The organism is Streptomyces sp. NPDC050548, from assembly GCF_044457385.1.
GTDB lineage: Bacteria > Actinomycetota > Actinomycetes > Streptomycetales > Streptomycetaceae > Streptomyces.
The window spans coordinates 241,241-267,924 of the sequence record NZ_JBITGV010000015.1 but is presented as its reverse complement, the minus strand read 5'-3'; the positions used below and the strand labels follow the sequence as shown (position 1 = coordinate 267,924).

General features: G+C 69.4%; 30 protein-coding genes and 2 pseudogenes. 17 read left to right on the top strand and 15 right to left on the bottom strand.

Annotation, left to right across the window (positions count from 1 at the left end):
- Nucleotides 1–2 precede the first annotated feature (2 nt).
- Nucleotides 3–680 (top strand): TetR/AcrR family transcriptional regulator C-terminal ligand-binding domain-containing protein, encoded by a 678-nt coding sequence (locus tag ACIBJH_RS35115; RefSeq protein WP_399120960.1) that lies wholly within the window; start codon nucleotides 3–5, stop codon nucleotides 678–680.
- On the opposite strand, the gene ACIBJH_RS35110 is transcribed toward ACIBJH_RS35115, so the two are convergent.
- Complete coding sequence (locus ACIBJH_RS35110) at nucleotides 620–982, bottom strand: ArsR/SmtB family transcription factor (protein WP_399120959.1); 363 nt, start codon at nucleotides 980–982, stop codon at nucleotides 620–622. The two genes, ACIBJH_RS35115 and ACIBJH_RS35110, sit on opposite strands and share 61 nt — an antisense overlap.
- Before the next feature lie 157 nt (nucleotides 983–1,139).
- On the opposite strand from ACIBJH_RS35110, the gene ACIBJH_RS35105 reads away from it, so the two are divergent.
- Both ACIBJH_RS35105 and ACIBJH_RS35100 read left to right on the top strand, forming a co-directional pair.
- Nucleotides 1,140–2,534, top strand: coding sequence for an NAD(P)-binding domain-containing protein (locus ACIBJH_RS35105; protein ID WP_399120958.1), 1,395 nt, complete (start codon nucleotides 1,140–1,142; stop codon nucleotides 2,532–2,534).
- 75 nt (nucleotides 2,535–2,609) lie between these two features.
- Nucleotides 2,610–3,011 (top strand): ArsI/CadI family heavy metal resistance metalloenzyme, encoded by a 402-nt coding sequence (locus ACIBJH_RS35100; protein WP_399120957.1) that lies wholly within the window; start codon nucleotides 2,610–2,612, stop codon nucleotides 3,009–3,011.
- 100 nt (nucleotides 3,012–3,111) lie between these two features.
- On the opposite strand, the gene ACIBJH_RS35095 is transcribed toward ACIBJH_RS35100, so the two are convergent.
- Complete coding sequence (locus ACIBJH_RS35095; protein ID WP_399120956.1) at nucleotides 3,112–3,693, bottom strand: TetR/AcrR family transcriptional regulator; 582 nt, start codon at nucleotides 3,691–3,693, stop codon at nucleotides 3,112–3,114.
- A gap of 56 nt (nucleotides 3,694–3,749) precedes the next feature.
- Here ACIBJH_RS35095 and ACIBJH_RS35090 point away from each other — a divergent pair, with 56 nt between their 5' ends.
- Nucleotides 3,750–4,649, top strand: a complete 900-nt coding sequence (locus ACIBJH_RS35090; protein WP_399120954.1) for an alpha/beta fold hydrolase — start codon at nucleotides 3,750–3,752, stop codon at nucleotides 4,647–4,649.
- 132 nt (nucleotides 4,650–4,781) lie between these two features.
- On the opposite strand, the gene ACIBJH_RS35085 is transcribed toward ACIBJH_RS35090, so the two are convergent.
- Nucleotides 4,782–5,549, bottom strand: a complete 768-nt coding sequence (locus tag ACIBJH_RS35085; RefSeq protein WP_399120953.1) for an aquaporin — start codon at nucleotides 5,547–5,549, stop codon at nucleotides 4,782–4,784.
- On the bottom strand, nucleotides 5,546–5,854 hold the full coding sequence (locus tag ACIBJH_RS35080; RefSeq protein WP_329258501.1) for a metalloregulator ArsR/SmtB family transcription factor: 309 nt from the start codon (nucleotides 5,852–5,854) through the stop codon (nucleotides 5,546–5,548). Before ACIBJH_RS35080 ends, ACIBJH_RS35085 begins: the two co-directional genes overlap by 4 nt.
- A gap of 88 nt (nucleotides 5,855–5,942) precedes the next feature.
- On the opposite strand from ACIBJH_RS35080, the gene ACIBJH_RS35075 reads away from it, so the two are divergent.
- From ACIBJH_RS35075 to ACIBJH_RS35065, 3 genes are all read left to right on the top strand, one after another.
- The gene (locus tag ACIBJH_RS35075) at nucleotides 5,943–6,356 is read left to right on the top strand and encodes an arsenate reductase ArsC (protein WP_399120951.1); all 414 of its coding nucleotides are present in this window, start codon (nucleotides 5,943–5,945) and stop codon (nucleotides 6,354–6,356) included.
- 906 nt (nucleotides 6,357–7,262) lie between these two features.
- The gene (locus tag ACIBJH_RS35070) at nucleotides 7,263–8,096 is read left to right on the top strand and encodes a hypothetical protein (RefSeq protein WP_399120950.1); all 834 of its coding nucleotides are present in this window, start codon (nucleotides 7,263–7,265) and stop codon (nucleotides 8,094–8,096) included.
- A gap of 380 nt (nucleotides 8,097–8,476) precedes the next feature.
- Nucleotides 8,477–9,355, top strand: coding sequence for an MBL fold metallo-hydrolase (locus tag ACIBJH_RS35065; protein ID WP_399120949.1), 879 nt, complete (start codon nucleotides 8,477–8,479; stop codon nucleotides 9,353–9,355).
- 146 nt (nucleotides 9,356–9,501) lie between these two features.
- Here the strand turns inward: ACIBJH_RS35065 and ACIBJH_RS35060 are convergent.
- A pseudogene (locus ACIBJH_RS35060) lies at nucleotides 9,502–9,915 on the bottom strand (cytochrome c biogenesis CcdA family protein); the annotation flags it as partial.
- 61 nt (nucleotides 9,916–9,976) lie between these two features.
- On the opposite strand from ACIBJH_RS35060, the gene ACIBJH_RS35055 reads away from it, so the two are divergent.
- The 3 genes from ACIBJH_RS35055 to ACIBJH_RS35045 all read left to right on the top strand — a co-directional run bounded on the left by ACIBJH_RS35055 (nucleotide 9,977) and on the right by ACIBJH_RS35045 (nucleotide 11,793).
- On the top strand, nucleotides 9,977–10,351 hold the full coding sequence (locus tag ACIBJH_RS35055; protein ID WP_399120948.1) for a hypothetical protein: 375 nt from the start codon (nucleotides 9,977–9,979) through the stop codon (nucleotides 10,349–10,351).
- 96 nt (nucleotides 10,352–10,447) lie between these two features.
- Complete coding sequence (locus ACIBJH_RS35050; RefSeq protein WP_399120947.1) at nucleotides 10,448–11,104, top strand: DUF3105 domain-containing protein; 657 nt, start codon at nucleotides 10,448–10,450, stop codon at nucleotides 11,102–11,104.
- On the top strand, nucleotides 11,101–11,793 hold the full coding sequence (locus ACIBJH_RS35045) for a DUF305 domain-containing protein (RefSeq protein ID WP_399120946.1): 693 nt from the start codon (nucleotides 11,101–11,103) through the stop codon (nucleotides 11,791–11,793). Before ACIBJH_RS35050 ends, ACIBJH_RS35045 begins: the two co-directional genes overlap by 4 nt.
- A gap of 396 nt (nucleotides 11,794–12,189) precedes the next feature.
- On the opposite strand, the gene ACIBJH_RS35040 is transcribed toward ACIBJH_RS35045, so the two are convergent.
- A complete protein-coding gene (locus ACIBJH_RS35040; RefSeq protein ID WP_399120945.1) occupies nucleotides 12,190–12,924 on the bottom strand; it encodes an SDR family oxidoreductase in 735 nt (244 codons plus the stop codon).
- 96 nt (nucleotides 12,925–13,020) lie between these two features.
- On the opposite strand from ACIBJH_RS35040, the gene ACIBJH_RS35035 reads away from it, so the two are divergent.
- Nucleotides 13,021–13,362, top strand: a complete 342-nt coding sequence (locus ACIBJH_RS35035) for an ArsR/SmtB family transcription factor (protein WP_399120944.1) — start codon at nucleotides 13,021–13,023, stop codon at nucleotides 13,360–13,362.
- Nucleotides 13,363–13,424: 62 nt separating this feature from the next.
- Here the strand turns inward: ACIBJH_RS35035 and ACIBJH_RS35030 are convergent, their stop codons facing one another.
- The 6 genes and pseudogenes from ACIBJH_RS35030 to benA form a co-directional block, all read right to left on the bottom strand.
- Nucleotides 13,425–13,802, bottom strand: a complete 378-nt coding sequence (locus tag ACIBJH_RS35030; RefSeq protein ID WP_399120943.1) for a hypothetical protein — start codon at nucleotides 13,800–13,802, stop codon at nucleotides 13,425–13,427.
- 115 nt (nucleotides 13,803–13,917) lie between these two features.
- A complete protein-coding gene (locus ACIBJH_RS35025) occupies nucleotides 13,918–14,940 on the bottom strand; it encodes an LLM class flavin-dependent oxidoreductase (RefSeq protein ID WP_399120998.1) in 1,023 nt (340 codons plus the stop codon).
- Nucleotides 14,941–15,137: 197 nt separating this feature from the next.
- Nucleotides 15,138–15,305: a hypothetical protein gene (locus ACIBJH_RS35020; RefSeq protein WP_399121001.1), complete on the bottom strand. Its 168-nt coding sequence runs from the start codon at nucleotides 15,303–15,305 to the stop codon at nucleotides 15,138–15,140.
- Nucleotides 15,306–15,615: 310 nt separating this feature from the next.
- A pseudogene (locus ACIBJH_RS35015) lies at nucleotides 15,616–16,134 on the bottom strand (2Fe-2S iron-sulfur cluster-binding protein); the annotation flags it as partial.
- Nucleotides 16,135–16,156: 22 nt separating this feature from the next.
- Nucleotides 16,157–16,663 (bottom strand): benzoate 1,2-dioxygenase small subunit, encoded by a 507-nt coding sequence (benB, locus tag ACIBJH_RS35010; RefSeq protein WP_399120942.1) that lies wholly within the window; start codon nucleotides 16,661–16,663, stop codon nucleotides 16,157–16,159.
- Nucleotides 16,660–18,006 (bottom strand): benzoate 1,2-dioxygenase large subunit, encoded by a 1,347-nt coding sequence (gene benA / locus ACIBJH_RS35005; protein WP_399120941.1) that lies wholly within the window; start codon nucleotides 18,004–18,006, stop codon nucleotides 16,660–16,662. The genes benB and benA overlap by 4 nt, the downstream gene beginning before the upstream one ends.
- 204 nt (nucleotides 18,007–18,210) lie before the next feature.
- On the opposite strand from benA, the gene ACIBJH_RS35000 reads away from it, so the two are divergent.
- The 4 genes from ACIBJH_RS35000 to catC are packed head-to-tail and all read left to right on the top strand — an operon-like array spanning nucleotide 18,211 to nucleotide 21,438.
- Entirely contained in the window at nucleotides 18,211–19,143 is a 933-nt protein-coding gene (locus tag ACIBJH_RS35000; protein ID WP_399120940.1) for a LysR substrate-binding domain-containing protein, read from the top strand.
- Nucleotides 19,140–20,243: a mandelate racemase/muconate lactonizing enzyme family protein gene (locus ACIBJH_RS34995; protein ID WP_399120939.1), complete on the top strand. Its 1,104-nt coding sequence runs from the start codon at nucleotides 19,140–19,142 to the stop codon at nucleotides 20,241–20,243. The genes ACIBJH_RS35000 and ACIBJH_RS34995 overlap by 4 nt, the downstream gene beginning before the upstream one ends.
- A gap of 37 nt (nucleotides 20,244–20,280) precedes the next feature.
- Entirely contained in the window at nucleotides 20,281–21,135 is an 855-nt protein-coding gene (gene catA, locus ACIBJH_RS34990) for a catechol 1,2-dioxygenase (RefSeq protein ID WP_399120938.1), read from the top strand.
- A gap of 6 nt (nucleotides 21,136–21,141) precedes the next feature.
- Nucleotides 21,142–21,438, top strand: a complete 297-nt coding sequence (gene catC, locus ACIBJH_RS34985; RefSeq protein ID WP_399120937.1) for a muconolactone Delta-isomerase — start codon at nucleotides 21,142–21,144, stop codon at nucleotides 21,436–21,438.
- Here catC and ACIBJH_RS34980 read toward each other — a convergent pair.
- The 3 genes from ACIBJH_RS34980 to ACIBJH_RS34970 form a co-directional block, all read right to left on the bottom strand.
- Entirely contained in the window at nucleotides 21,399–22,439 is a 1,041-nt protein-coding gene (locus ACIBJH_RS34980; protein WP_399120936.1) for an LD-carboxypeptidase, read from the bottom strand. The genes catC and ACIBJH_RS34980 overlap by 40 nt on opposite strands.
- Before the next feature lie 40 nt (nucleotides 22,440–22,479).
- On the bottom strand, nucleotides 22,480–23,523 hold the full coding sequence (locus ACIBJH_RS34975; protein ID WP_399120997.1) for an ISAs1 family transposase: 1,044 nt from the start codon (nucleotides 23,521–23,523) through the stop codon (nucleotides 22,480–22,482).
- 198 nt (nucleotides 23,524–23,721) lie between these two features.
- Nucleotides 23,722–25,134: a M1 family metallopeptidase gene (locus tag ACIBJH_RS34970; RefSeq protein ID WP_399120935.1), complete on the bottom strand. Its 1,413-nt coding sequence runs from the start codon at nucleotides 25,132–25,134 to the stop codon at nucleotides 23,722–23,724.
- A 266-nt stretch (nucleotides 25,135–25,400) separates the two neighbouring features.
- Here ACIBJH_RS34970 and ACIBJH_RS34965 point away from each other — a divergent pair, with 266 nt between their 5' ends.
- Together ACIBJH_RS34965 and ACIBJH_RS34960 are read left to right on the top strand one after the other, a co-directional pair.
- Nucleotides 25,401–25,526 carry a hypothetical protein gene (locus ACIBJH_RS34965; RefSeq protein WP_399120934.1) on the top strand — a complete coding sequence of 42 codons (126 nt, stop codon included), beginning with the start codon at nucleotides 25,401–25,403 and terminating at the stop codon, nucleotides 25,524–25,526.
- A 126-nt stretch (nucleotides 25,527–25,652) separates the two neighbouring features.
- Nucleotides 25,653–26,507, top strand: a complete 855-nt coding sequence (locus tag ACIBJH_RS34960) for an oxaloacetate decarboxylase (RefSeq protein WP_399120933.1) — start codon at nucleotides 25,653–25,655, stop codon at nucleotides 26,505–26,507.
- Nucleotides 26,508–26,684 lie beyond the last annotated feature (177 nt).

Below are 26,684 nucleotides of genomic sequence, written 5' to 3'. Positions count from 1 at the left end.
CGATGACAGACCCGCTGGACACGACATCGGACCGCCGTCCGGGCGGTTGCACCGCCCGCATCCGCGCCCAGGTCCTCGACGCGGTGCGCGCCGAACTCGCCGAGAGCGGTCATCAAGGACTCACGATGGAGGGGGTCGCGACGCGGGCCGGAGTGCACCGCGCCACGGTCTACCGGCGTCGGCGCGATGTCGGCGGCCTGCTCGTCGACGTCATCGACGCCGCCGGCGAGATGGACCGGCAGCCGCCGGACACCGGTTCGCTGCGCGGCGATCTGACGGCCCTCAACCAGGAGATCAAGGAGTCTCTGGCCGTACAGCCGTCGTTCGCCGTCGCGTTGATGGCCGCCTCGTTCCACTTCGAACAGGCCGCGCGGGCCCAGACGCAACTGTGGAGGGACCGGTACGCCCAGTGCGAGATGCTCGTCGAGCGCGCCGTCGAACGCGGCGAACTCCCCGCACAGCAGACGGACGCACGGAGCCTGCTGATCGCCGCCACGGCGCCGCTCTACCACCAGCTGGCACTCCTGCGTACCGATCCGGACCCGCAACTCCCGCGACGAGCCGCGGAGACGGCAGTCCCGGCGGCTGCCGCGGGTGCCTTCTCCGTCCGTCAGTCCCCTCAGGTGGCCGCGGAGAGCAGACCGGCCATACCGGCGAGAACTCCGGGCGCCACTCGGTAGTACACCCAGCTGGCCCGCCGTTCCGAGACCAGTAGCCCGGCCTCGCGGAGCTTCCTCAGGTGATGGCTGACCGTGGGCTGGGAGACGCCGACGTCCTGGATGTCGCAGACGCAGGCTTCCCCGCCGGGCTGGGCGGCGATCCTTGAGAACAGACGCAGACGGATCGGGTCCGACAGGGCCTTGAACATGGCCGCGATCTTCACCGCGTCCGCCGGGGAGAGTTCCTCCCGGCCCAGCGGCTGACAGCACTCCAATGACGTGGTGACGTCCAGAACGCTGGAGCCCGAAGCCAACTTAGACATGTCTCTATGTTGACACCTGTCGAATCATTCGCCAAGAGCCAGGGCGGATCCACCCGTCGGACACGATTTTGATGAACTTCGATGTTGACGAACGTCGATACAGGATGCACTCTGAGACTCGCAGCACATCGATAGACGTCGAAACCAAGGAGTTCCCGTGGCCGCGCCCGCTCACCCCGACCTTCCCGTCGTTGTCATCGGAGCCGGACCTGCCGGCCTGGCCGCAGCCGCGCACCTCACCGAGCGCGGCATCACCGCCACGGTGCTCGAAGCGGGACCGGCCGCGGCCTCCGCCGTACGCGGGTGGTCGCATGTACGCCTCTTCTCCACCTGGGGCGAACTCACCGACCCCGCCGCCGAGAAGCTGCTGGCACCCACCGGCTGGACCAAGCCCGACGCGACCACGTATCCCACCGGCGCCGACTGGGCCGAGAAGTACCTCCAGCCGCTGGCCGACGTCCTGGGCGAGCGGGTCCGCTACGACTCCACGGTCACCGGTGTCTCCCGGACCGGCCGGGACCGCGTCGTCGACGCCGACCGCGAATCCCAGCCGTTCGTCGTCCACGTCACCCGCGCCGGCGGCAGCGAGGAGCGCATCCTGGCGCGCGCCGTGATCGACGCCTCCGGCACCTGGACGACCCCGAGCCCGGCGGGCGGCAGCGGACTGCCCGCGCTCGGCGAGAAGGCGGCAGCCGACCGCATCACATATCGCGTCCCGGACCTCAAGGACCCTGCCGTGCGGGCGCGTTACGCGGGCAAGAACACCGCGGTCATCGGCTCCGGCGCGTCCGCCTTCACGGCCCTCGCCTCCCTCGCGGACCTCGCGAAGGCCGACGACGGCAGCGGCACCCACGCCCTGTGGATCCTGCGCCGAGGCATCAGCGGCTCGACCTACGGCGGCGGCGAAGCAGACGAGCTGCCCGCGCGCGGCGCCCTCGGCCTGGCCGCGAAGGCCGCCGTCGACGACGGCCACGCCGACGCCGTGACCGGCTTCCGCACCGAGGCCATCGAACGCGCCGACGACGACCGCCTCGTCCTCGTCGGTGAGGACGGCCGCCGCCTCGACCCGGTCGACGAGGTCATCGTGCTCACCGGCCTCCGCCCCGACCTGTCCTTCCTCGACGAGCTGCGCCTCGGTCTGGACGAGCGGCTCCAGGCCCCGGTCGCCCTCGCCCCGCTCATCGACCCCAACCAGCACTCCTGCGGCACGGTCTACCCGCACGGCCACAAGGAACTGTCCCACCCCGAACAGGGCGTCTACCTGGTCGGCATGAAGTCCTACGGCCGTGCCCCGACCTTCCTCGCGATGACCGGATACGAACAGGTCCGCTCCGTCGCCGCCGCCCTCGCCGGTGACCTCGAATCCGCCGACCGCGTCGAACTCACGCTGCCCGACACCGGGGTGTGCGGCGGCGCCGGCCTCTTCGAGGACCCGGACGCCGAGCAGAACACGGGAGGCGGATGCTGCGCTCCCGCACCCGCACTCGTACAGATCGGGTCCGCGAGCGGGATCCTCCAGATCGGCAAGCCCGAGACGTCCGGCGGCTGCTGAACAGCCGGAGTCCCAAGGCCCCGGCCGACGCCCCGACCGGGACCACGCCCCCCTTCCCACGGCAGGAGGACAGTCATGTCCCGAGTACAGCTCGCCCTGCGCGTCCCCGACCTCAAAGCGTCAATCGCCTTCTACAGCAGGCTATTTGGCACCGAGCCCGCCAAACTCCGCGACGGCTACGCCAACTTCGCGATCACCGAGCCCCCGCTCAAGCTCGTCCTCATCGAGGGAACAGCGGGCGAGGACACGCGCATGGACCACCTCGGCGTCGAGGTCGAGACGACCGAGGCCGTCCACGGCGCCACAACTCGGCTCGCCGAGGCGGGACTTGCGACCTTCGAGGAGAACGACACCACCTGTTGCTACGCACTCCAGGACAAGGTCTGGGTCCACGGCCCCGGCCAGGAACCCTGGGAGGTCTACGTCGTCAAGGCCGACGCCGACAGCCTCGCCAAGCAGGAAGGCGGCACCTGCTGACCCGCCGATGACCAACGTCGAGCCACCAGCCCCCCGGTCTCTGCGGATCCATTGGCGGCGGAGTCGTTCCCGCCCATCGAGGCCCCGACGGCTCGGTCGGTCAATTCGGCAGAGCCTTGGCATTCTTGGCGGCGGCTGCCGCGACTGTTGCCAGGTCTTCGCCCGAGAAGCCGGCGCGGCTCAGCACCGCCAGGGATTTGTTTGTCGCCAGCGTGCACAACGCCAGTTCTGCCGCCTCCTGTTCACCGGCCCCCGCCGCCAGGAACGCCTGCTCCAGCATCGCCCGCAGACCGTCGATCATGGCGCGGACCATCGCCCGGCCCTCCGCGTCGAGGGCCGGGATCTGCGTTGCCGACATCGTGAGCAGGCAGCCGTCCGGGACCGTCGGGTCGGCGATGCGGTTCAGGGCGACCTGCAGGTAGGCGGCCACGACGGCGCTCGGGCTCGGGTGGGGGCCGGACAGTGCCTGCTCGTACAGCGGGTGGTAGGTCTGCGCGTACCGTTCGAGGCTTTTGCGGAAGAGGGTGCTCTTGTCGCCGAAGGTGCCGTAGAGCGAGCCCCGGCCCAGGCCCGTGCCCTCGGCGAGGCGGTCGATCGAGGCCTCGGAATAGCCCCAGCGCCAGAAGACGTGCATCGCACGTCGTAGCGCCTCGTCCACGTCGAACTGCTTGCGGCCTGCCATGGTCCTCACTCTACACATCTTGTACCGATCGTTCAAAGATGGGTATGGTCGTCGGCATGACCAACTTGCGCTCGCTGCGACTGCCCGACGGATTCCTCGACGTCTTCACCAGCCGGCTCGTGGAGGTGAACGGGCTACGGCTGCACGCGGTCACCGGTGGGGACGGCCCGGCGCTGCTGCTGATCGGCGGGTGGCCCCAGACCTGGTACGCCTGGCGGGAGGTGATGCCCGCGCTCGCCCGCGAGCACACCGTCGTCGCCGTCGACTCGCGCGGGGCCGGGCTCTCCGGCAAGCCCGACGACGGGTACGACGCCGGCACGCTCGCCGCCGATCTGGTCGCGTTGATGGCCGCGCTCGGGCACGACCGGTTCGACGTGGTCGGCCACGACATCGGTACGTGGACCAGCTATGCCCTCGCCGCCGATCACCCCGAGCGGGTGGGCCGGCTCGCCATCGTCGAAGCGGTGATCCCCGGTCTCACGCCGTCCCCGCCGCTCTTCGCCCCGGTTGAAGCCAACCTGAAGCTCTGGCAGTTCGGCTTCAACCGGCTCACCGACCTCAACGAGGAACTGGTCCGGGGACGGGAACGGCTCTTCTTCGGCTGGCAGTTCGCCACCAAGGCCGCCACGCCGACCGCGATCCCCGAGTACGCCGTCGACGTCTACGTCGACGCGATCACCGCGGATCCTCGCGCGCTGCGGGCGAGCTTCGCGTACTACCGGGCACTGGACGAGACGATCGCGCAGAACGAGCAGCGCGGCAAGACCCGGCTGACGCTGCCGGTGCTCGGCGTCGGCGGCGCGCTGTGGAGCGGCGAGAATGCCGCACAGACGATGCGGCTGGCGGCCGACGACGTCACGGGGGTCGTCCTCGACGACTGCGGCCACTACCCGGCCGAGGAGCAGCCGACGCGCTTCGTCGAGATCCTGGAGGACTTCCTCACGACCGACCAGTAGCAGCGGGCGAGTTCGAGGAACGCTTCGCCGAGAGCCTTTGGGATCTCTGGAACTACGTGGACAGGCGCCTGTGGCGATCGGCAGCCAGTCCTGACAGCCGCCGATCGCCACCTCCCGAGCCGCCCGCGTACATCATGCGGCGGGGCGGGCGCGCATGAAGACGAGCCCCACGAGGGCCAACCCGAGCACCCCACCGACGAGTTGCATGCCGATGAACCCGAGGACCGAACCCGGCGCGATGCCCGCGAAGGTGTCGGTGAAGGCGCGTCCGATGGTCACCGCCGGGTTGGCGAAGGACGTCGACGAGGTGAACCAGTACGCGGCGCCGATGTAGGAGGCGACGGCCACTGGCGCGAACTGGAGCCGGTCGGCGCGCGCCAGGCCGAAGACGAGAAGGATCAGACCGGCCGTCGCGACCACCTCACCGAGCAACAGGTGCCCGGCCGAGCGGTCGTGCGTGGACCACTTCACCAGCGGTTCGCCGAACATCGCGTCCGCCAGGATCGCGCCCGCGATCGCGCCGACGACCTGCGCGGGCACGTACACGACCGCTTCCCGCAGGGTCACCCCGGCGCCGCCATGTCGCGCCGTCCACCACTCGGCCAGCGTGACGACCGGGTTGAAGTGCGCGCCGGAGACAGGTCCGAACAGCAGGATCAGGACGCCGAGGCCGAAGACCGTGGCGAGCGAGTTGGCCAGGAGCTGCACGCCCACGTCGTGGCTCAGGTTCGTGGCCTGGATGCCGGAGCCGACCACGACAGCCACCAGCAGCGCCGTACCTATGAGTTCGGCGGCGGCGCGGGCGACCAGGGGGTTGCGCGGTGAGGTCGCACCCGGCGCGGGTGCGACGGCGGCGGGTGTCGCGGACTCCGCGGTCGGGACCGCTTCGGCGGCGGTCATGGACAGGCCCTCTTGTTCTCTACGGCGGCGCGAGCGGACTCAGCCAGGTCGGCGAACTGACCGGCGAGCGAGGCGAAGACTTCCGGGCGCAGCTTGTAGTACGTGTACCGGCCGCACGGCTCTGTCTCTACGACCCCGGCCTCGCGCAGCACCTTCAGATGGTTGGAGAGGTTGGTCTGCCGTGCACCGGTCTCCTCCACGAGGTGAGTGGTGCACAGCGTTTCCTGGGCGAGCAAGGTCACGATCTGGAGCCTCAGCGGGTCGGCCAGAACCCGGATCAGATCAGTGTCGACTGACGTCAGCATGCACTGATACTGTCACATCAGCGGTGACTGACACCACCAGGTACTGATATGTCGTGCCCGTTCTGTTGCGAGACAAGTGAGACCTCAGATGTCCGACAAGCCCTCCGTGCTGTTCGTCTGCGTCCACAACGCCGGCCGTTCCCAGATGGCCGCCGCATGGCTGACCCACCTGGCCGGGGACCGCGTCGAGGTCCGCTCCGCCGGCTCCCACCCCGGCGCGGGCGTCAACCCGGCCGCCGTCGAGGCCATGGCCGAGGTCGGCATCGACATCTCCGCCGAGGTCCCGAAGATCCTCACCGTGGACGCGGTGAAGGAGTCGGACGTCTGCATCACCATGGGCTGCGGCGACACCTGCCCGGTCTTCCCCGGCAAGCGGTACCTGGACTGGCAGTTGGAGGACCCGGCGGGCCAGGGCGTCGACGGCGTCCGCCCCATCCGGGACGAGATCGAGCGCCGGGTCCGTGGGCTCCTTGACGACCTCGGGGTGGCGGCACAGCACTGATCTCACGCAGGGCGTTCGGAGGCCCTCCCGTCCGTGCAGGGTCGGCGCGAGCCGCTCATCACGCCACGACGGTTCGTGCCTGGAGCCCGCGCGGCAGGTCGGGCAATCGGTCACCCGCCCGCGCGGGCCGCCCGCGCGCAGGGCCAACGGGGCCAGGAGCGGCGCGAGTTGAGTACGGGCGAGCTGGATGGCGGACGGTGGCCTTCGTGCCGTCCTTCCTGTTCGTGATCGTCGGCGGGCCCCGGTTCGACCGGCTGCGGGCCGACGACCAGGTGTACGGGGTCCTGACCGCAGCCGCGGTGTGACTGCCGGCCGCCCGCCGGAGCGTCGTCAGCGCGCTCCTGGGAGCGGGCGTGCTCGGGGTGATCCTGGTGCTCGCCAGGTGGCCGGTGTCCTGACCGTGTCACCGAATCCGGTGCTGCCTTCGCCGACGCAGTGACCACGGACGCGCCGGCCCGGGGTCCCGCGCACCGCAGCGAGGCGCGGACCGTAGCGTCCGCGTCCACCCGCCGGCCGACCGGAGGTCAGGGCGAAGACCGGCGCGGAACTCCGCACCGCCGTCCACCCCTTGTCGTCGATACGGGGTGCTAAGACGACGGGCGTCACGGTCCCAGGCCGTACGCACACCCGTCGTTCGATCGCGTGACGGGGGCTGACGGTGCTCCCGCTGACGCACCGCCCGTCAACCCGCCCGTCGGCACGCAGGACGACACCGTGCTGCCTGTCTCGTCTCAGCATGGCAACGGTCCGTTGACCGGAACAGCGCTCGACGGCGGTACTGGCGAATCTCACCGTAGTTCCTGCGCAGGCAGCGCCGATTCCGTGCCGCCATGTGACGCCGGCCGCCGGTCGGCGGCGGGCCGGGCGCGGACACGGGTCGGCATCCGGAACGGAAGGAAGCATGACGTGAGATCACGAAGAATTCTGGCCCTCGTCGCGGCACTCTTCGCAGCCGGCTTACTGTTCGCCACGTCGGCGGCGGCGTTCGCGCCGGTGAACTTCACCCAGCGATGGGCCAGCCTCGGCGGTCAGGCGTACGACCAGGTGTCGGGTTCGGTCAGTTGCCCGGCGGGCATGAAGGCCGTCTCCGCGGGAGGAGGCAACGCGAACCTCGCGAGTGTCGGCCTGACACCGAACGGCAGTGGCGCCTTCGTGGTGGGCGTCCTGAACAATCCCAACTACCTCTACCTGCCGCTCGTCGCCGACTGCGTCCCCGCGGCGCAACTGGCCGGAAGCACCTCTCGGTCGGTGACGTTCCAGGCCCACACCGGGAACGTCGGCGACTACGTTCTGTTCAGCCAGACGGTCACCTGCCCCACGGGGACGTACGCGTTCGGCGGCGGCGGATACTTCGTGGACGGTTCCGGCTCTCCGACACCCGCGGGCTTCAACATGCAGACCGACGCGCCGACAGCGGACCAGACCGGCTGGTCGTTCGCCACCTTCGCGCGAAGCGGTGTCGACACATTGGTCGTCACGACGCAGTGCGCGCCCCTGCCGGCTCCCACGCTGGTGTCCACGCCGTACGCCGTCAACGGCTCGGCCGGCGGCTACGGCAACTGCCCCGCCGGACATGTGCCGTTGTCGGGTGGCGCCTCCCTGGATCCGCCGGTCGGAAACAGCACCCTCGTCTACTCGGAGGTCGTCCGGAACGCGGCTCCGTACCTCTCGGGCTGGTACGCCTCGGCATCCACCAACTATCCGGGCGTCGTCCTGCGCGTCATCTCGCAGTGCCTGTGAACGGCACGGTCCCGCCCGCGGCTCGGAAGATCGGCCGTTCGAGCGGCACCGGCCGCGCACGTGACAGCGGAGCCACGACGTGCGCGAAGACGCGCAACGGCACGAGGGTCAAGGCCGCGCGGGCCCGACTCATCGACTGACCGACCCATGTGACACCTGCCCTGGTCCCACCGGCCCGCACGGGGCCAGGGCAGCCTGGCCGACCGCCGGTCCGCTGAATCCGACGCATACATGGGAGAGCCGAGCCCTGCACAAGGGCCAGGATGGTTCCCGGTCCGCTTGAATCACCGAGCGATCCGCCAGGTCGGTCTCTCGGACATCACCGGGCACGAAGTGGGATACCGCGTCACGGCGCACACAGGACGCGAACAGGAGCGCCCATGAACAAGAGCAGCCAACAGATCGACTTCACGTCCGGCGCGCTCGAACCGCGCCCGCTCGACGTCCGCTGGATCCACGGCTCACCGTCCGCGAAGCACAACACTGATCCGGACATCCAGGTGCACGCCTACGACGAACACAGCTACGTCCTGCGCCAGAACAAGGCCGTCCACTACGAAGCACCGTTCCTGTACCTGCTGTTCGGCAATGAGCGGGCCGTACTCGTCGACACCGGTGCCACCGAATCCCCGGAGTGGTTCCCGCTGCGTCAGGTCGTCGATGGGCTGGTCGACGAATGGCGAGCCCGCAACCCCCGGCAGGACTACTCGCTGCTCGTGCTCCACTCCCACGCCCACGGCGACCACGTGGCCGGCGACGCCCAGTTCGCCGGACGGCCGGACACGGTGGTGGTGCCCGCCGACCGTGCCGGCGCCTGGCCGTTCTTCGGGTTCGACCGCGACCCCGAGGGCGTCGCGCGGATCGACCTGGGCGGGCGGATCATCGAGTGCCTGGCGACCCCGGGGCACCACGAGACGGCGGTCACGTATCACGACGCCCACACCGGTTGGCTCCTCACCGGCGACACCCTGTACCCGGGCCGGCTCTACGTGGACGACTGGCACGCCTTCACACGCACCGCGCGGCGTCTCGTCGACTTCGCAGCCGCTCGACGGGTGACCCATGTGCTGGGCTGCCACATCGAGATGACCCGCGAACCCGGAGTCGATTACCCCGTACGCACCACCTACCAGCCGGACGAAGCGCCACTCCCCTTGACGACCCACCACCTGCGACAGGTGCTGGAGGCCACCGAGGACCTGAACGACCGGCCGGGGCGCCATGCCCACCGGGACTTCATCATCTGCCGTGACGCGTAATGACGAACGGGGGCCCAACACCATGCCGTGCTCCCACGCATCGTCCGGCCGGTCGAGCCCGCAGTCACAGCCACGGTTGGAAGCCCCCCGTAGCGCAGTTGTCCGGTGAAGTACGTCCAGGCGCCGGTGACTTGAAGGACGCCGACGAAGGCGAGCAGGGCACCGCGCCCGGCGCTGCCGGTCGTGCAGGACAGGCTCATCACGGCGGCGAGGGCGGGGCCGATGCACGGGGTCCAGCCGAGGCCGAACATGACGCTAGGCAGCGGGGCTCCGGCCAGGCCGGCACGCGGGTGGTGGCCGATGCGGAAGGTGCGTCCTGCGAGCGGAACGCGTTCGCTGGTCCTCGTCTTCGACCAGCCGGTCGGCGTCAGCGGCTCGTCCGTACCCCTGTCGCCCTCGGACTCGGCGACCTCAAGCAACTCCCCATCACCGGAAAGGAGTTCCTCGCCGCGAGCCCTACGGCAGCGGCACCTTCGTCCACCCCGATACCGACCAGCACGATGACAATGACTGATCTCCCTGGCCCGGCCGAAGGCATGCTCACAGGCACCGCTTAGCATCACCGTGATGACCGGCCGGAGGCAGCACAGGACACATGGCGCGGGGCGGACCACGCGAACCGTGGCACTCTGCCCTGCCCTGGCGGTGCTGTTCGCCGCGTTGGTGATGTGTCTGGGCGCCCTCGCCCACGGCACCGACGCCCCGGCTGCCGCCTCCATGACCACCATGTCCGGCATGACGGTCCCGGCGGACACCTGGGGGAACCACCACGGCAAGACGTTCTCGGATCCGGGCGACTGTCCGGCCGGTGACGTGTGCTGCGATCCGGTCGCCCACGGCGTACGAGCCGTCCGCCACGCGCCCGCCGAACCCCTGTCGGCGCCCCTGCCCGCCCTGCAAGGCAGCCCTGGGCCGGGCACCCCCGCACGCTGCCCCGCTCTCCCGCCCGCTCGCGGCGCTCCCGATCTCCACGTCCTCCAGGTGCAACGGACCTAGAGAGATGCCCGCGCTCAAGCGCACCGGCATCCACTCACCCCTGCACTCACCCACCGCCGCACGACGACACTGTGCGGCGGGGACAAGGACGTACCCATGAGCAAGACCAGCAAGAAGAAGGCGGCCGTCGACCGCAAGGCCCGTATCGAGGCGATGCGCCGCGCCGAGAAGGCCCGCGACCGCAGAAACCGCGTCCTCACCATCACCCTCAGCACGGTCATCGTCGCCGGACTCGTCGGCTGGGGCGCGTACGCCGTCAACAACGCCAACGAGAAGAAGGACCGGAAGGCCGCCGCCGCGGCCGAGCCGATCAGCGGCGAGAAGACCTGGGACGCCAAGAAGCTCGGCCGCAACCATGTCGAGACCAAGGTCAACTACCCGATGAACCCGCCCGTCGGCGGCAACCACGCCCCGCAGTGGATGACCTGCAACGGCAACGTCTACACCCAGGCCATACCGAACGAGAACGCCGTCCACTCCCTCGAACACGGCGCGGTCTGGGTGACGTACAACGACAAGGCCGCCACCGCCGACCTCAAGACGCTCGCCGACAAGGTCACCAAGACCCCCTACACGCTGATGAGCCCGGACAAGACCCAGTCCGGGCCGATCATGCTCTCGGCCTGGGGCCACCAACTCGGCGTGAAAACGGCCTCCGACCCGCGGGTGGACGAGTTCCTCACCAAGTACGTCCAGGGCGCGCAGACCCCCGAACCTGGCGCCGCCTGCACGAACGGGCTGACCGCCGCATGACCGACACGACCGCCACCGCACCGGACGACACCGACCTGGACGACGTACCCGGCCGCAAGCCCGCGCTCAGCCGCTGGCTCATCGCCGGCGCCGCGGCCCTGGTCGCCGTCGTCCTGGCCCTCTCGTTGCCGGCCATGACAGACCGCGGCGACAACAAGTCACCCGGCGTCCCCACGGCCGACTCCGCCGACGCCGGTTTCGCCCGCGACATGGCCGTCCACCACCAACAGGCCGTGGAAATGGCGTACATCGTCCGCGACCGTACGAGGAACGCCGAAGTCCGGGGCCTCGCCTATGACATCGCCCAGACCCAGGCCAACCAACGCGGCATGCTGCTCGGCTGGCTCTCCCTGTGGAACCTGCCCGTGACCTCCCCCGACGGCTACACGACCTGGATGCCCATGGGCGGCATGGGCCACCAGGTGAAGGACGGCTCCCTCATGCCGGGCATGGCCACCAACACAGAACTACGCCGACTCGGCAAACTCAGCGGCAATCAGGCGGAGGTCCTCTACCTACAGCTCATGTACGCCCACCACATGGGCGGCATCGACATGGCCCGCGACTGCGCGCGGCAGTGCACGGTCCCCCGGGAGAAGAATCTCGCCCAGGGCATGGTCGACGCTCAGCAGTCGGAGATGAAGGTCATGGCCGACCTGCTCCGAGAACGCGGCTCAGCACCCCGATGACAACGAGGCCCGTGACACCCGAAGTCGGGGTGCCACGGGCCTCCCGTCCATCGCGAGCACTCCGAACCGGTCCCACAGGGACGGCCGGTGACCGGACGGGTCGCGAAGAACCGGCCTGCAAAGCACCACACCACCGGCAGCACGTAGACGCCGATGTTGTCGCCGCCGTCGGCCCTCAGGAACCTTCAGGGTCCCTTCAGCACCGCCCTGTCATCGTTCCGTCCCAGGGGCCCCTGCCGGGATCGGAGACAAGGGGGAGAGATGCCGGCAGGGGCCCTGGGTCACGGAGAGGCACGGGGGAGCCGGTGCATGGCGTGATGGGCGTTCAGACCTGCGGAGCAATGATCTGTGCCCCTTCCTCGCACCCTTGGCCGCTGCCTGGCCGGCATCCGTCTGTCAGGCGGTGAAACCGCCGTCGATGGAAAGGGAGGCCCCCGTGATGTAGCCGGACTCCGGACCGACCAAGTAGGAAACGAGTCCCGCGATCTCGTCCGGGGTCGCTATGCGGGGCAGCGCGAGCCACTGGAGCATGGCGTCCGCGGCCGGGCTGTCGGCCGACATGCGATCGTTGGCGGTGGGGCCGGGTTGGATGTTGTTCACGTTGATGCCCCGCGGGCCCAGGTCCCTTGCCAGGCCGCGCACCAGTCCGGCGACGGCGGCCTTGGTCATGGCGTAGGCGGCGCCCCCGGCGAAGGGCACGCGTTCGGCGATCATGCTGCCGATGGTGATGATCCGTCCGCCCTCACCGAGGTGGGATAGCGCGGCCCTGATGACGTGGAGGACACCGCGCACATTCACATCGATCATCCGGTCGATCTGTTCGGGTTCGAGTTCCTCCACCTGGCCGGCACTGGCGACACCGGCATTGCTGACGAGAACGTCCAGACGCCCGAAAGCAGCGGCTGTTGTTTCGACCGCTGCCGTGACCGCGTCCGGATCGGCAGCGTCGGCACGAAGACTCAGCGCACGCCCGCCGGCGCGTTCGATCTCCCGCACGACCTGATCCGCGCGGTCCGGCGAAGCCGAGTAGGTGAGTGCCACCCGCAGGCCGTCGCCGGCCAGACGCCGGACGATGGCCGCGCCGATGCCACGAGATCCGCCGGTGACCAGGGCTACCTTCTCGATGCTCATACTCAGCCGCCTCCGTTGGAGAGCCGTCATGTCGATAGTCATCGAACACTACGATGATCATCGACATGACGGCAAGGCTCCACTACGCTCGCCAGAGTGAGCACGCCGATCGAGACACCCCACCCGGACCCGGCCGACCTGCGGTTGGCCACGGTCCTGGCAGCACTGGCCGACCCCGCGCGACTCGGCGCCGTGCGCGCCCTGGCCGCGATGGGCGAGTCACCGTGCACGGAGTTGCAGCAGGCCGCGGGACTCACCATCAGCCGGTCGACCTTCTCCCACCACCAGCGGGTGCTACGCGAGGCAGGCGTCCTCAAGGTCCGGGTCGACGGGGCCAGGCGCATGCTCAGCTTGCGCAGGGACGATCTCGACGCCTACTTCCCCGGCCTTCTGAACGCGGTGCTCGCCACCGCCCCGGAACACATCGGCACGCGCTGATCCGGACCGCCAGCCCATCACCTCTGCCGGTCGGCCACCAGTGCCCATGGAAGACCCGCACTTCAGTCCGGCAGGCAGGAGCGGACCCGGCGGAGCAGTTCACGTGCGGCAGGGCTCTCCGCGTCGAAGGTCTGGGCCTGTTGTTCCGCAGGAAGGTGCGGCGCCCAGATGCGGGCACCGTGGCAGCGGAAGCAGAAGGCGATCTCGAAGAGCAGATCGGTGGAGTCGTGCGCCCGGATTCCCCAGCCCGGGAGGAAGCAGCGGTACAGCTCACCGTCTGGTAGGTCGGCGATCAGAGACAGTGCCTGCTGCGCCTGGTCGCCCGCCCAGATGGCGGCGGTGTCGCCCGCCAGGTTCTCCGAACTGAGGTGCCTGGCGGGATCGGTGATGCGGACGACCTCAATCAGCTCGGTCTTCCCATGGGTTGGCGGCAGCAGCATGCCCCCAGCCTCTCCGATCGCGACTTCGCCGACCAGGGACGGCCAGAGGGCAAGGCTTCGAGGCAGCCTGGCCACCACGCCGCCGAGCCGCCCCGCACGCTGGGCGGCCGACGGCTCAGCGCCAGCCGAGCTCCGGTGCCACCTGGGTCAGAATGCTCTCCAGCACATGGGCGTTGTAGTCGACCCCGAGCTGGTTGGGGACCGTGAGCAGCAGCGTGTCCGCGGCCTGGATCGCCTCGTCCTCCTGGAGCTGCTTCACCAGGACGTCCGGCTCGGCGGCGTACGAGCGGCCGAAGATCGCCCTGGTCGTGTCGTCGATCATGCCGACCTGGTCGCGGGAGTTGCGGTCGTTGCCGAAGTACGCCCGGTCCACGTCGTCGGTCAGGGCGAAAATGCTGCGGCTGACCGACACCCGCGGCTCACGCGTGTGGCCCGCCTCCTTGAAGGCCTCGCGGTACGCCTCGATCTGCTTGCGCTGCTGGACGTGCAGCGGCTCGCCCGTCTCGTCGTCCTTCAGCGTGGAGCTCTGCAGGTTCATCCCCAGCTTCGCGGCCCAGACGGCGGTCGCGTTCGAGCTGGAGCCCCACCAGATCCGTTCGCGCAGACCCTCGGAGTACGGCTCGACGCGCAGCAGCCCCGGCGGGTTGGGGAACATCGGCCGCGGGTTCGGCCGCGCGAAACCCTCGCCCTCGATCACCTTGAGGAACGCCTCGGCGTGATGACGGGCCATGTCCGCGCCGGTCTCCCCCTCCTCGGGCGCGTAGCCGAAGTAGCGCCAGCCGTCGATCACCTGCTCCGGTGAACCACGGCTGATGCCGAGCTGCAGCCGGCCACCGGAGATCAGGTCGGCCGCGCCCGCGTTCTCGGCCATGTACAGCGGGTTCTCGTAGCGCATGTCGATCACGCCGGTGCCGATCTCGATCTTCGAGGTCCGCGCGCCGATGGCCGAGAGCAGCGGGAACGGGCTGCCCGCCTGCTGCGCGAAGTGGTGCACGCGGAAATACGCGCCGTCCACGCCCAGCTCCTCGGCGGCGACCGCCAGATCGATCGACTGGTGCAGGAAGTCGGCGGCGGACCGGGTCTTGGAATGCGGACTCGGCGACCAGTGACCGAACGAGAGAAAACCTATCTTCTTCACGCAGGTCAAAGCGCCCGGCGGCCAGGTTTGATTCCCTGCTCCGAGGTCGACGACGCGATGGCGGCGACAGACAGCGGCGCGACTGCATCCCGCACGCGAGGAGAGCGAGACTAGGAGCCCGTGGCCACATGACCCCGTGGACCGGCACGACCGGCACGACCGGGCGACCGGGCGACCGGGCGACCGCCGGACCTTCGTCACCGGTTCAGGTGGGCGAGCAGCAGGTTGGGGTCCTCGGCGGTGACGTAGGCCGCGCTCAGGACGTAGGCCGTGTCGCCTCGCAGGGCGATGGAGGTGGGGTTCCGCAGGCCGTCGGCCTTGGTCAGTACGACGGCGGAGCCGTGGTACGGCTCGACGAGGACCACCTCGCTCGAACCGTTGACGGTGGCGAGCAGTTGGTCTCCGCGGCCGGTGAAGGCGAAGTCGTCGATCCCCGGCAGGCCGGTGGCCTCGGTGCGGACCCGGCCCGCAAGTCCGTCTTGGAGAACGGGGATACGTACGACGGTGCCCTGGTCGAGGTTGGTGACCCAGAGCGCCCCGTCCCGGATCTTCAGGCCGTTGGCACCGAGGAAGCCGGTCGATGCCAGTTCCGGGGCGGTGGACCAGGCGGTGGGGGAGGTCGAGCCGGTCGCCGACGCGGGCGCGCCGGGTGAGGTAGCCGGACATCGCGCCGCCCTCGACGATCCGCACGAGGAAGGACACCCGTTCCTGGCCGGGACCCGAGCTGAAGGAGTACGAGCGGGCCTGGTCCGTGCCGGGGACGGTGATGTTGACGTACTGGCCGGGGAGGAAGTCGAGCCGTTCCCGGTCGTCGACGTCGAGGCTGAACTCGACCGTGGTGGCGGAGAGTTGGCGGACGGCGGCGAGCGTGGCGCCGTGGGTCGCGGCGGCGGTCTTGGCGGCGGCCGAGGTGGACGGGATGCGCAGGACGAGGTCGCTGTGCGGGGTCATCTGGCAGGGGAGGCAGTAGCCACGCGCCGCCTCGTCGTCGGTCAGCGCCTCGTCGATGTAGTCGCCGCCGTCGTAACTCCCTGACTCGCACAGAGACTTGCAGGTGCCGCAGGCGCCGTCACGGCAGTCGAGGGGGATGTTGATACGGGCCTTGTAGGAGGCCTCGGCGACCGTCTCCTCCGGGCGGCACTCGATGAACCGGGTGATGCCGTCCTCGAAGTTCAGGGCGACCTGGAAGGGCATGGGAGCGCTCATTTCGAGGGGTTCAGACGTGGTAGATGTCGACGACGTGGTGCACGTAGTCGTTCTTCAGGACGACCTTCTTGCTGGTGATCAGCGGAACCGCGCCGGAGACGTCCAGCCGGTAGAAGGACGTGCCGAAGTACCTGTCGACCGTCTGGTAGCGGTAGTAGAGCGTGAACCAGTTGAAGCGCACGCCGACCAAGTCGCCGTCCCGGCCGGTGAGTTCGACGTTGGTGATGTTGTGGCCGGTGCGCGGTTCGGGCAGGCTGGTGGCGCTGGAACGGTCGGTGCGGATGCGGAAGACGCGGTCCTCAAGGCCGGCCCGGCTGGGGTAGTAGACGAGGGAGATCTCGCGCTGCGGGTCGCGGGTGAGTTCGTCGTCGTCGGCCCAGGCGGGCATCCAGAACTCGGCGTCGGGGTGGTAGCACTCCAGCCACTGCTCGAACTCGCGGTCGTCGAGATGACGGGCCTCGCGATACAGGAACTGCCGGATGTCCTCCAGCGTCGACTCCTTGACGACAGTGCTCACTTGGTCAACTCCAGGGCGTCGCTGAGGGTCTGTCGCCAGTAGCCGTGCTGGATGGGGTAGAGGCCCTCGTCCTCGGTCCGCACCCCACTGGCGACCGGGTTGATGCCGATCTTCTTGGCGTCCTCGTCGGGACCGGCGAGCTGGTGCACGGCGCCGCGGCTGAGGTCGTTCCAGGGCATGGCGCCCGCCCGGTAGGTCTTCTGGCAGGAGCGGAACTCCTCCAGGTCGTCCGGGGTCGCCATCCCGGTGGCGTTGAAGAAGTCCTCGTACTGCCGGATGCGCCGGGCCTGGTCCTCGGCCGGCTCGCCCTTGGGCGCGATGCAGTAGATGGTGACCTCGGTCCTGTTCACGGCGATGGGCCTGAAGTGCCGTATCTGGGAGCTGAATTGGTCCATCAGATAGACGTTCGGGTACAGGCACAGATTGCGGGAGACACCGATCATCCAGTCGGTCTTCTCCGCCCCGAACTCGGCGGCGAGTTCGTCCCGCTTCTCGTACAGCGGCCGGTTGGTCGGGTCGAGCCACTTCGTCCACAGCAGCAGATGGCCGTGCTCGAAGGAGTAGAAGCCGCCCTTCTGCTTGGACCAGCCGCCCGCGTCCATCGTCTTGGTGTCGTTCTTGGACTCGCCGGAGGTGCGGCGGGCCTGGGTCGCCGCGTAGTTCCAGTGGGTGGCGGAGACGTGGTAGCCGTCGGCGCCGTTCTCCGCCTGGAGCTTCCAGTTGCCGTCGTAGTGGTACGTCGACGATCCGCGCAGCACCTCCAGGCCGTCCGGGGACTGGTCGACGATCATGTCGATGACGACGGCGGCGTCACCGAGGTGCTCGGTCAGCGGTTTCACATCGGGGTTGAGGCTGCCGAAGAGGAAGCCGCGGTAGCTCTCGAAGCGGGCGACCTTCTTCAGGTCGTGCGAGCCGTCGGTGTTGAACTGCTCCGGATAGTCGGCCTCGCGCGGGTCCTTCACCTTCAGCAGTCGGCCGCTGTTGCTGCAGGTCCAGCCGTGGAACGGGCAGGTGAAGGTCGTACGGTTGTCGGTCTTCCGGCGGCACAGCATCGCGCCACGATGGCTGCACGCGTTGATCAGACAGTGCAACTCCCCCTGTTTGTCACGGGAGATGACGACCGGCTGACGGCCGATGTATGTGGTGAAGTAGTCCCCGGTCTCCGGGATCTGGCTCTCGTGCGCGAGGTAGACCCAGTTCCCCTCGAAGATGTGCGTCATCTCCAGCTCGAAGAGCTCCTCGTCGGTGAAGACGCTCCTGCGGACCCGGTACACCCCGCGGTCCGGGTCCTCCACGAGCGCGTCTTCGAGGATGGTCCGTGCACGGCTGAAGTCGTCGGCCATGATCCCGTCCCTCTCGTTGCCATTGCTTTTCAGCACCATGACAGCGCGGTGAAGTGCCGGCACCGGACAATCCCCCAGGGTTGACCCAGGGGGGTATTGATATCGAGGGCGTCTCAATACGATGCAATCAAGTATTTGTGTCGTATGGGGTTCGCTTCCTACGCTGGAGCGCATTCGAGGGCCCCGCAAGAAAGGGGCAACCCGATGGAGCTTCGCCATCTCCGCTATTTCCTGGCCGTCGCCGAGACACGTCATTTCGGCAAGGCGGCCGAGCGGCTGCACATGGCTCAGCCGCCGCTCTCCCAGGCGATCCGCCGCCTGGAGACGGAACTGGGGGTGGAGCTGTTCACCCGGACCACCCGGCAGGTGGCCCTGACCGGCGCCGGCGAGGTGTTCCGCACCGATGTCGAACGCATCGTCAAGGCCGTCGACGAGGCGGTGGCGCGGGCGGGCCGCTTCGCCTCGGGGGTGGAGGGAGTGCTCCGGGTCGGCCTGACGGGCTCGGCCTCGTACCGCCAACTGCCGGTCCTGGCACGGCTTTTGAAACGGGAGTTGCCGCACGTGATGATGGAGGTGCACACCGAAATGCTCACGCCCGCCCAGGAGTCGGGGCTGATCGAGCGCCGCCTCGACATCGGACTGCTGCGCCCGCCGATCCGCCAGGAAGGCATGGCCCACCGGCTCATCGCCGAGGAACCCCTCGTCGCCGCCGTACCCGAGGAACACTGGCTCGCGGAGGCCAGGACCGTCCGCGTCGAGCAGCTGCGCCACGAGGACTTCATCATGTACGGCGCGACGCTCGGCTCCGTCGTCAACGACGCCGTGGTCCGCAGCTGCCTCACCTCCGGCTTCTACCCGCACGCCGCCTACGAGGTCACCGAGACCTCCGCGGCCCTGGCCCTGGTCGCGGCCGGCCTCGGCATCGCGGTCCTGCCCGACTCGATCCGCTCGGCACCGCGTGAGGGCGTGGTGTGCAAGCCGATCGAGGACGCGCTGTCCGTGCCCCTGGTGCTGGCCTGGCGGGCGGACGACGACTCGCCACTGCTGCGGCGCCTGCTCGACGTACTCGAAAGAAACGACGTGTTTCTGGCGGACGCCTCGCAGGAAATCCACGAAAGCGCAGGGGAATCGCCGTGAAAGTCACCGCAGTTGAAGCCGTTCCCTTCGCGATTCCCTACCGGAAGCCGCTGAGATTCGCGAGCGGGGAAGCGCACTCCGCCGATCACGTACTGGTGCGGGTCCACACCGACGAGGGCCTGACGGGTACGGCCGAGGCGCCGCCACGCCCGTACACCTACGGCGAGACACAGGAGTCCATCGTGGCGGTGATCGACAAGATCTTCGCCCCGCAGCTCCTGGGTCTGTCGGCCCTGGAGCGGGAGGCGGTGCACGCACGCCTCGACCGGACCGTGGGCAACCCGGCCGCGAAGGCCGCGATCGACATGGCGCTGTGGGACATCCTCGGCCAGGCCGCGGGCATGCCGGTGTCCGGGCTGCTCGGCGGCTACACCGACCGGATGCGGGTCAGCCACATGGTGGGCTTCGCCCCGGCCGCCGCCATGGTCGACGAGGCCGAACGGATCCGGGACACCTACGGCGTGACCACCTTCAAGGTGAAGGTCGGGCGCCACCCCTACACCGAGGACGTCGCGGCCTGCCGCGCGCTGCGCGAGGCACTCGGCCCGGACGTGGAGCTGTACATCGACGGCAACCGGGGCTGGACGGCCTCGGAATCCGCCCGCGCACTACGGGAGATGGCCGACCTCGGCCTGACCTTCGCGGAGGAACTCTGCCCCGCCGACGACGTGTTGGGCCGCCGATGGCTGGTCGCGCAGTGCCCCGTGCCGTTCATCGCCGACGAGAGCGCCACCCGGCCCGCCGAGGTCACCCGCGAACTGCTCGGCGGATCCGCCACCGCCATCAGCATCAAGACCGCCCGCACCGGCTTCACCGCCTCCCAGCGCGTCCTGCACACCTGCGAGGGACTGGGCGTGGAAGTGGTGATGGGCAATCAGATCGACGGCCAGATAGGGACGTTGTGCACCGTGACCTTCGGAGCGGCCCACCGCGGCAGCTCGCGCTTCGCGGGTGAACTCTCCAACTTCCTCGACATGACCGACGACCTCCTCACCGAGCCGCTGACCATCGAGAACGGCACGCTCCGCATCCGCGAGGGTGCCGGGCTCGCCATCGACATCGACCCCGACAAGCTGGCGCGCTACCGCCAGGACCGCTGACACAGCTGCCGCAACTGATTCCGAGGGACGGATCACCATGACCGACACCACCACCGAGCAGGCCACCGCCGCCGCTTCGGGAGCCGCCGCCACCGAGCAGTTCCGCAGCAGGCTGCGGACGGACGCGGCCGGCGTCGACACCAAACGCGTCGACACCCTCGTCACCGAACTGCTCGCCGCCGCGCACGACATCATCCGCCGCCACGAGGTGACGTACGCCGAGTACGACGCGCTGAAGTCCTGGCTGATCCAGGTCGGTGAGGACGGCGAGTGGCCACTCTTCCTCGACGTATGGCTGGAGCATGCCGTCGAGGAGGTCGCAGGCGCGAGCCGCGAGGGCAGCAAGGGCACCATCGAAGGCCCCTACTACGTGCCCGACTCCCCTGTCCTTCCTGCCGAGTCGGCCCTTCCCATGCGGGACGGCGAGGACGGCACCGCGCTGCTGTTCCAGGGCCGGGTCCGCTCCGTCGACGGCACCCCGCTGCCCGGCGCCACCATCGAGATGTGGCACGCCGACAACGACGGCCTGTACTCCCAGTTCGCCCCCGGCCTGCCCGAATGGAACCTGCGCGGCACGATCGTCGCCGACGACCGGGGCGGCTTCCGGATCCGCACCGTCCAGCCGGCGCCGTACCAGATCCCGACGGACGGCGCCTGCGGCAAGCTGATCGACGCGGCCGGCTGGCACGCCTGGCGCCCCGCCCATCTGCACCTCAAGGTCTCGGCCCCGGGACACCAACTCATCACCACCCAGCTGTACTTCGAGGGCGGCGAGCACGTGGCCGACGACATCGCCACCGCGGTGAAGCCCGAACTGATCCTCGCCCCCACCCCGGTCGCGGACGGCGACGGCCGGGAGGTCACGTACGACTTCGTTCTCGACAAGGCGTGATGCGGCGTGCTGTTCGCCGTACACATACAGGTCTCCCTCCCCCGCGACCTCGCCCCCGAGATCCGCGACGACCTGGTGACCCGCGAGAAGGACTACTGCCGCGAACTGCAGAAGTCGGGACGGTGGGTGCACATCTGGCGGTGCGTCGGCCAGTACGCCAACATCAGCGTCTTCGACGTCGCCGACAACGAGGAGCTGCACCAACTCCTGTGGGATCTACCGCTGTTCCCCTACATGGCGATCGAGGTGACACCTCTGGCACGTCACCCCTCGGACCTCGCGGCGGACGAGAGATCGGCCTGAGAGACGGCGACCGCCGGTTCGAGCAATGACAACGTCCGCTGCCCGGCGTCCAGTTGGGCACGGACACCGACCGGCATCGGCAGATTCGGCCCGGCATGCCCGATCTCGACGTTGCCCAGGACCGGGATGTCACGGTCGCCAAGGACGTCGAGAACTATTTCCCGGAGAGTCGGGAGCCCGTCGTCGGACGTCCCGAGCCCGTCGATCTCGTGCGGGACGCCCACGACCATGCCGGAGATCCGATCGAGGATGCCGCAGTGCCGTAGCACGTGCAGAAGGCTCCACACATGCGCTGCCTGGCCGCCCATCTCCTCCCAGAACAGCACGGCGCCGTCGAACCGTTCGACCGGCAGCGCGTACGGCGTCGCCTGCGCGAACACGATGCGGTTGATCACTCCGCCGATCAGCGGGCCTTCGGCGCGACCGGGGCGCCAGCACTCCCAGGACGGGGTGGTCGGCAGCGCGCCGGTCGCCTCGCCGCCGGTCAGCAGCCTCAAGTAGAGCCGCTCAAGCACCACTTGGCGCGCGGCGGACGCTCTCTGCCAGTGGCCGCCGAGTCCGGGGGTGGCCAAGTCGGCGTGGAATCCGACGAGTCCGGTGCGGGCGTAGAGCACCAGATGCAGCAGCGAGATGTCGCTGTACCCGAGGACCGGCTTGGGGTCGGCGAGGACCGCCTCGAAGTCGATCAGGTCGAGGTAACCGAGCGCCGTCTGACCGCCGTCGTGCGCGACGATCGCCCGCACCTCGGGGTCACGCAGCAGCCCGTTGAACTCCTCGGCGATCTCCGCCGGCCGCGCCGCACTCCACCAACGCTGCCGTCCCGCCTGCAGAAGGGGCGCCCGCCGCACCCGAAACCCCATCCGCTCCAGCACGACCACCGCCTGCTCAAGGTCGGGCTCGTAGACGGCGTGCAGCGGTCCGGACAGCGAGGCGATGACGACGAGATCCCCGGGCACCAGAGCACAGGGCCGAAGCAGTCGAGGCAGCACGGTACGGATCACCGAAGCAGTGTCCCGACACCCCCAACACCACGCCACCCATTTACCGACCGGCCGCTACCGCTCTGCCTGTTCGACCAGGGCCGCGTCGTTCAGGTGATGTGTCCTGGTTGATGGTGCCGGTGCGTACGCGGGAGGCGTCCTCGGCGTACGTGGTGTCCCTGACGTGGTGGATCTTGTTCTCGATGCCCCAGTGGCCGCGGACGCGGCGGGCGATCTCGGTTGCGTCGGCCTGCTCCGCGGTCAGGTCGGTCACCCCGTGGATGCGTTCCAGGGTGACCTTGCCGGTGGTGACGATCCGTCGGCGGCGCACGATCTGGACGGCCTGCACCGCGTGTGGGAACGCGATCCCGGCGACGGCGGCGGCCTTGATCCGGCGGATCTCGTCGCGGCCGTGCGCGGTGGCCCGCGTCTTGTCCAGGAGTGGCACTTCCCGCCATGGCAGGGCCTTCAGCCACTGGTGCAGGGTGGGCTGATTGCCCTTGACCAGCGCGATGTAGTGGGTGTGCTTGTCCTCGACGAGGAAGCGCGCGCGGGCGGTCTGTGAGTGGAGGGCGTCGAAGGTGACCACCGTGCCGTGCAGGTTGAGCGGGGCAAGCAGGGGCGGGAAGACGGTGATCTCGTTGGTCGTGGCGTCCACCTCGCGCTGGGCGGTGACCAGACCGGCCCCCGTCATCGCGGCGAGCAGATGGACCTGGGTGCCGTCGGTGCGGCGGGCACCGCGCACGGTCTTGCCGTCCACGGCGAGGGAGGGCAGGGGCCGCCGGTCGCTGTCGCTCTCCTCCTGGCCGGCGGCGCGTTCGCGCCCGGCGAGCCAACTTCCGACGGCTGTGTCCAGCGCGTCGCCGTCGATGCGTCGGAGGACACGACGCACGGTGGCCTCGGCCGGGGCGACGGGGCCGCGGTCCGGCTCCCGGCATGGGCCACCGAGCCGGGCCAGGACGTTGGGCGGGGCGTCGGCGGCCCACTCCGCGATCGCGGCCAGGGACTTCGCTCCGGCCAGGACCGCGCACGCGGCCAGGGAGAGGACGAAGGCGAGCGAGTGGCGTCGGCCCTGGTCCCGGCGGGGATCGGGCACCTGAGCCAGGCAGGTCAGCTGGCCGGGGAGGTCATCGGGGAAGTCGTGCCTGCCTCCGCGTCAGCCCCCGCAGTCCTGCCCCAGCTCCTGAAGCCCAATCAACCCGGATGCACGCCGGAACGACGCCGCCCTGCCCGCGTACCCCGTCGGTCACCGTCGTCGTGGCGCCGACGGGGTACGCCCGTCACCCGCGAGCGGAGTGCGACTTCAGCGGATGCGGTGCTTCCGCCAGAAGGGGCCGAGGTCCCTGTGCGTCATCGACTGTGCGGCCTTCTTGAAGCCGGCGGTGGTGGAGACGCCGTACCAGTGGTCGTGGGCGTACTTCTTGATGAGGCGCGCCATGGTGCCGGCCCCGAGGACGTGCTCCAGGTCGGCCAGGACGCAGGGGCCGATCCCGTACACGACCTGGAAGTACTCGCCACGGTGTGCAGACCAGTAGGTCATCGAGTTGGTGAGCGCGGCGGTGGCGCTCGGCCAGGAGTCGTCCGGCGAGCACTCGAACCCGTCCCAGCGGTAGTAGCGCGCGTTGGCGTACTGAGCGAAACTCTCGTCCAGCCAGGGTGAGTTGTACTCGTCGTTGCCCACGACGCCGTACCACCACTGGTGGGCGATCTCATGGACGGTGGCGCCGCCCTCCTCCTCGGTGCCGAGGATGACCAGGCCGGGGTACTCCATGCCGCCGGCGAACCCGGGAGTCATCACGAGGTCGATCTCGCCGTACGGATAGCGGCCGAACTCCCTGCCGAACCGGTCGATGGCGGCGACGCCGTCCTTGCGGTTGAGGCGGACACCGGCGGCGGGCGTGTTCGGCGACCAGTACGACTTCACGCGCACGCCGTCGGGCGAGGTCTGGGTCGCGGTGCGGAACGGGCCCGCCGCCCATGCGAAGTCCCGCACCCGCTTGGCGACGCTGTGGGTGACCGTACGCCCGGTACCGCCGGGGCGGGTCCATGTGCTGCCGGTCGCCGGCACCTTGAGGGCGGACGGGTGGTCAAGGCGCACCCGGAAGTCGCTCGCCAGGGTGTAGAAGCTCTCGCCGTACGACACATACGGATCGAGGTGCCATCCCCTCGCGTCGTGCACGGCGAGGACCGGCAGCGCGTTGCCCAGGAAGCGGAACGCGCCTTCGCGGCCGAAGCGGTTGTTGCGTGCGGGCACGGTGAGGGCCAAGTCGAAGGAGACGGCCGTCCGCTCGCCGCGTGCGAGCGGCCTCGGCAGAGCGATGCGCAGCGCCGTGCACTTCACGCCGGGGCGGCCCGGAGTGCCGCCGCGCACGTGGGAGACACGGACGGGGGACGGTCTTCCGGATGTCCCGCAGCCGTCCTCGCCATTGCCCCACAGGCGTATGTACACCTCACGCAGGGGCCGGCTGGAGGCGTTGCGGAAGGACACCGTCTGCCGGCCCGCCCAGTGAGAGCCGTCGGCGTCGGCGCGCAGCTTCACGTCGTAGCTGGGGCGGTCGGGCGTCGCGGGTTCGGCCGCTCTCACCGCGGCGCCGGGCGCCGGGCCGGACGGCGTGCCGGCCTCGGCCACGGTGGAGCCTGCCGTCGCGAGCAGCGCGAGCAGGGCGACCAGCAGACGGCGACCGGTTCTTGAGGGGCCCGTGGGCGACGAAGGCATGGCTGACGACATGACAGATGACATGCCAGCGGATCTTGTCACAGGGTTCCCCACGGCCGACACAGGCCCGCGCGAAGAGGGGAGGTCGGCTCCGCTTGGGCGGCGAAAATGCCAGGGTAGGCAGGGGATGTTCGCTGTACGTTGGCGCACAGTAAGGATCCCGGTTCAACCCATCCGCAGTTCATCCCCTTCCATGAGGCCTGGTCAGGGACACCACGTACGCCGAGGACGCCTCCCGCGTACGCACCGGCACCGCTCCACGTGCCATGGCATCCCTGCGCAACCTGGCCATCGGCGCTCTCCGACTCGGCAACCAGACGAACATCGCCGCTGGACTCCGCCACCACACCCGCGACGCCAACCGTCCACTGACCACCCTCGGCATCATGTGATCAACCAGGACACATCACCTGAACGACGCGGCCCTGGTCGACGGGTACCCGCGTAACCCCAAAAACATAACGGTCGTTGCGTAAGCGCACATCACAACCATCGCAAAAGACAAGAGGACCCGTTCAATGCCTCACGGCAGCGCACTGCGCAGCGCGATCACCGCTTCCGGCACGACTCCTCTGATCGGCGTGTACGACATGTACTCGGCGTCGATCGCCGCCCAGCACTACGACGGCCTCTTCGTCTCCGGGTTCGGATTCGCGGCGTCCTTCTACGGCCTGCCGGACATCGGTTTCATCGCGTGGCCGGACATCGTGGCCTTCACGGAACGGCTCCGCTGGGCCTTCCCCCGCCACCACCTGCTGGTGGACATCGACGACGGCTACGGCGACCCGGAGGTGGCCTGTCATGTCGTACGGCGGCTGGAGCGGGCCGGTGCCTCGGGGGTGATCCTGGAGGACCAGAAGCGTCCGCGCCGGTGCGGTCATGTGTCGAACAAGCAACTCCTCCCGCTCGACGAGTACCTCGACAAGCTCGAACGCGTACTGGCCTGCCGGACCGGCGACTTGACCGTGGTCGCGCGGACCGACGCGACCGACGAGGCCGAGATCCTCACGCGCGCCAAGGCGCTCGCCGCCACCGACGCCGATGTGGTGCTGGTGGACGGGGTGCGCGATGTCGACACGATCCGCCGGATCCGCGACTCCATCGGCGACAAGCCGCTGCTGTTCAACCAGATCGCCGGTGGCCGCTCCCCCCGTTTGTCCCTGGGCGAGTTGGCGGAACTCGGCGTGGACGTGGCGATCTACAGCACCCCCTGTCTCTTCGCCGCGCACGAGGCGATGGACAGGGCTCTGACCGACCTCAAGGTGACCGACGGACGGCTCCCGGAGACGGGGGACACCGGAGTCGGCGTACCGCAGTCCGTCGAACTGCTCACCCACAACCTCCAGGGATCACAGGGCACTCGCCACGGCTGACACGCAGGCACTCTCTATCTCCGGTTGGACTCGGTGATCGTCCCGGGGCACGAGGACGGCGCCCCGCCCCCGCCATAGCCTCGATCACATCGAGAAAGCGCGCGGCCCCTCGACGGAGCCGGCCGCCCGCTCTCCGGTACGCGGCGGCGCCGGCAGTACGGCGCGCCGCGGCGATCC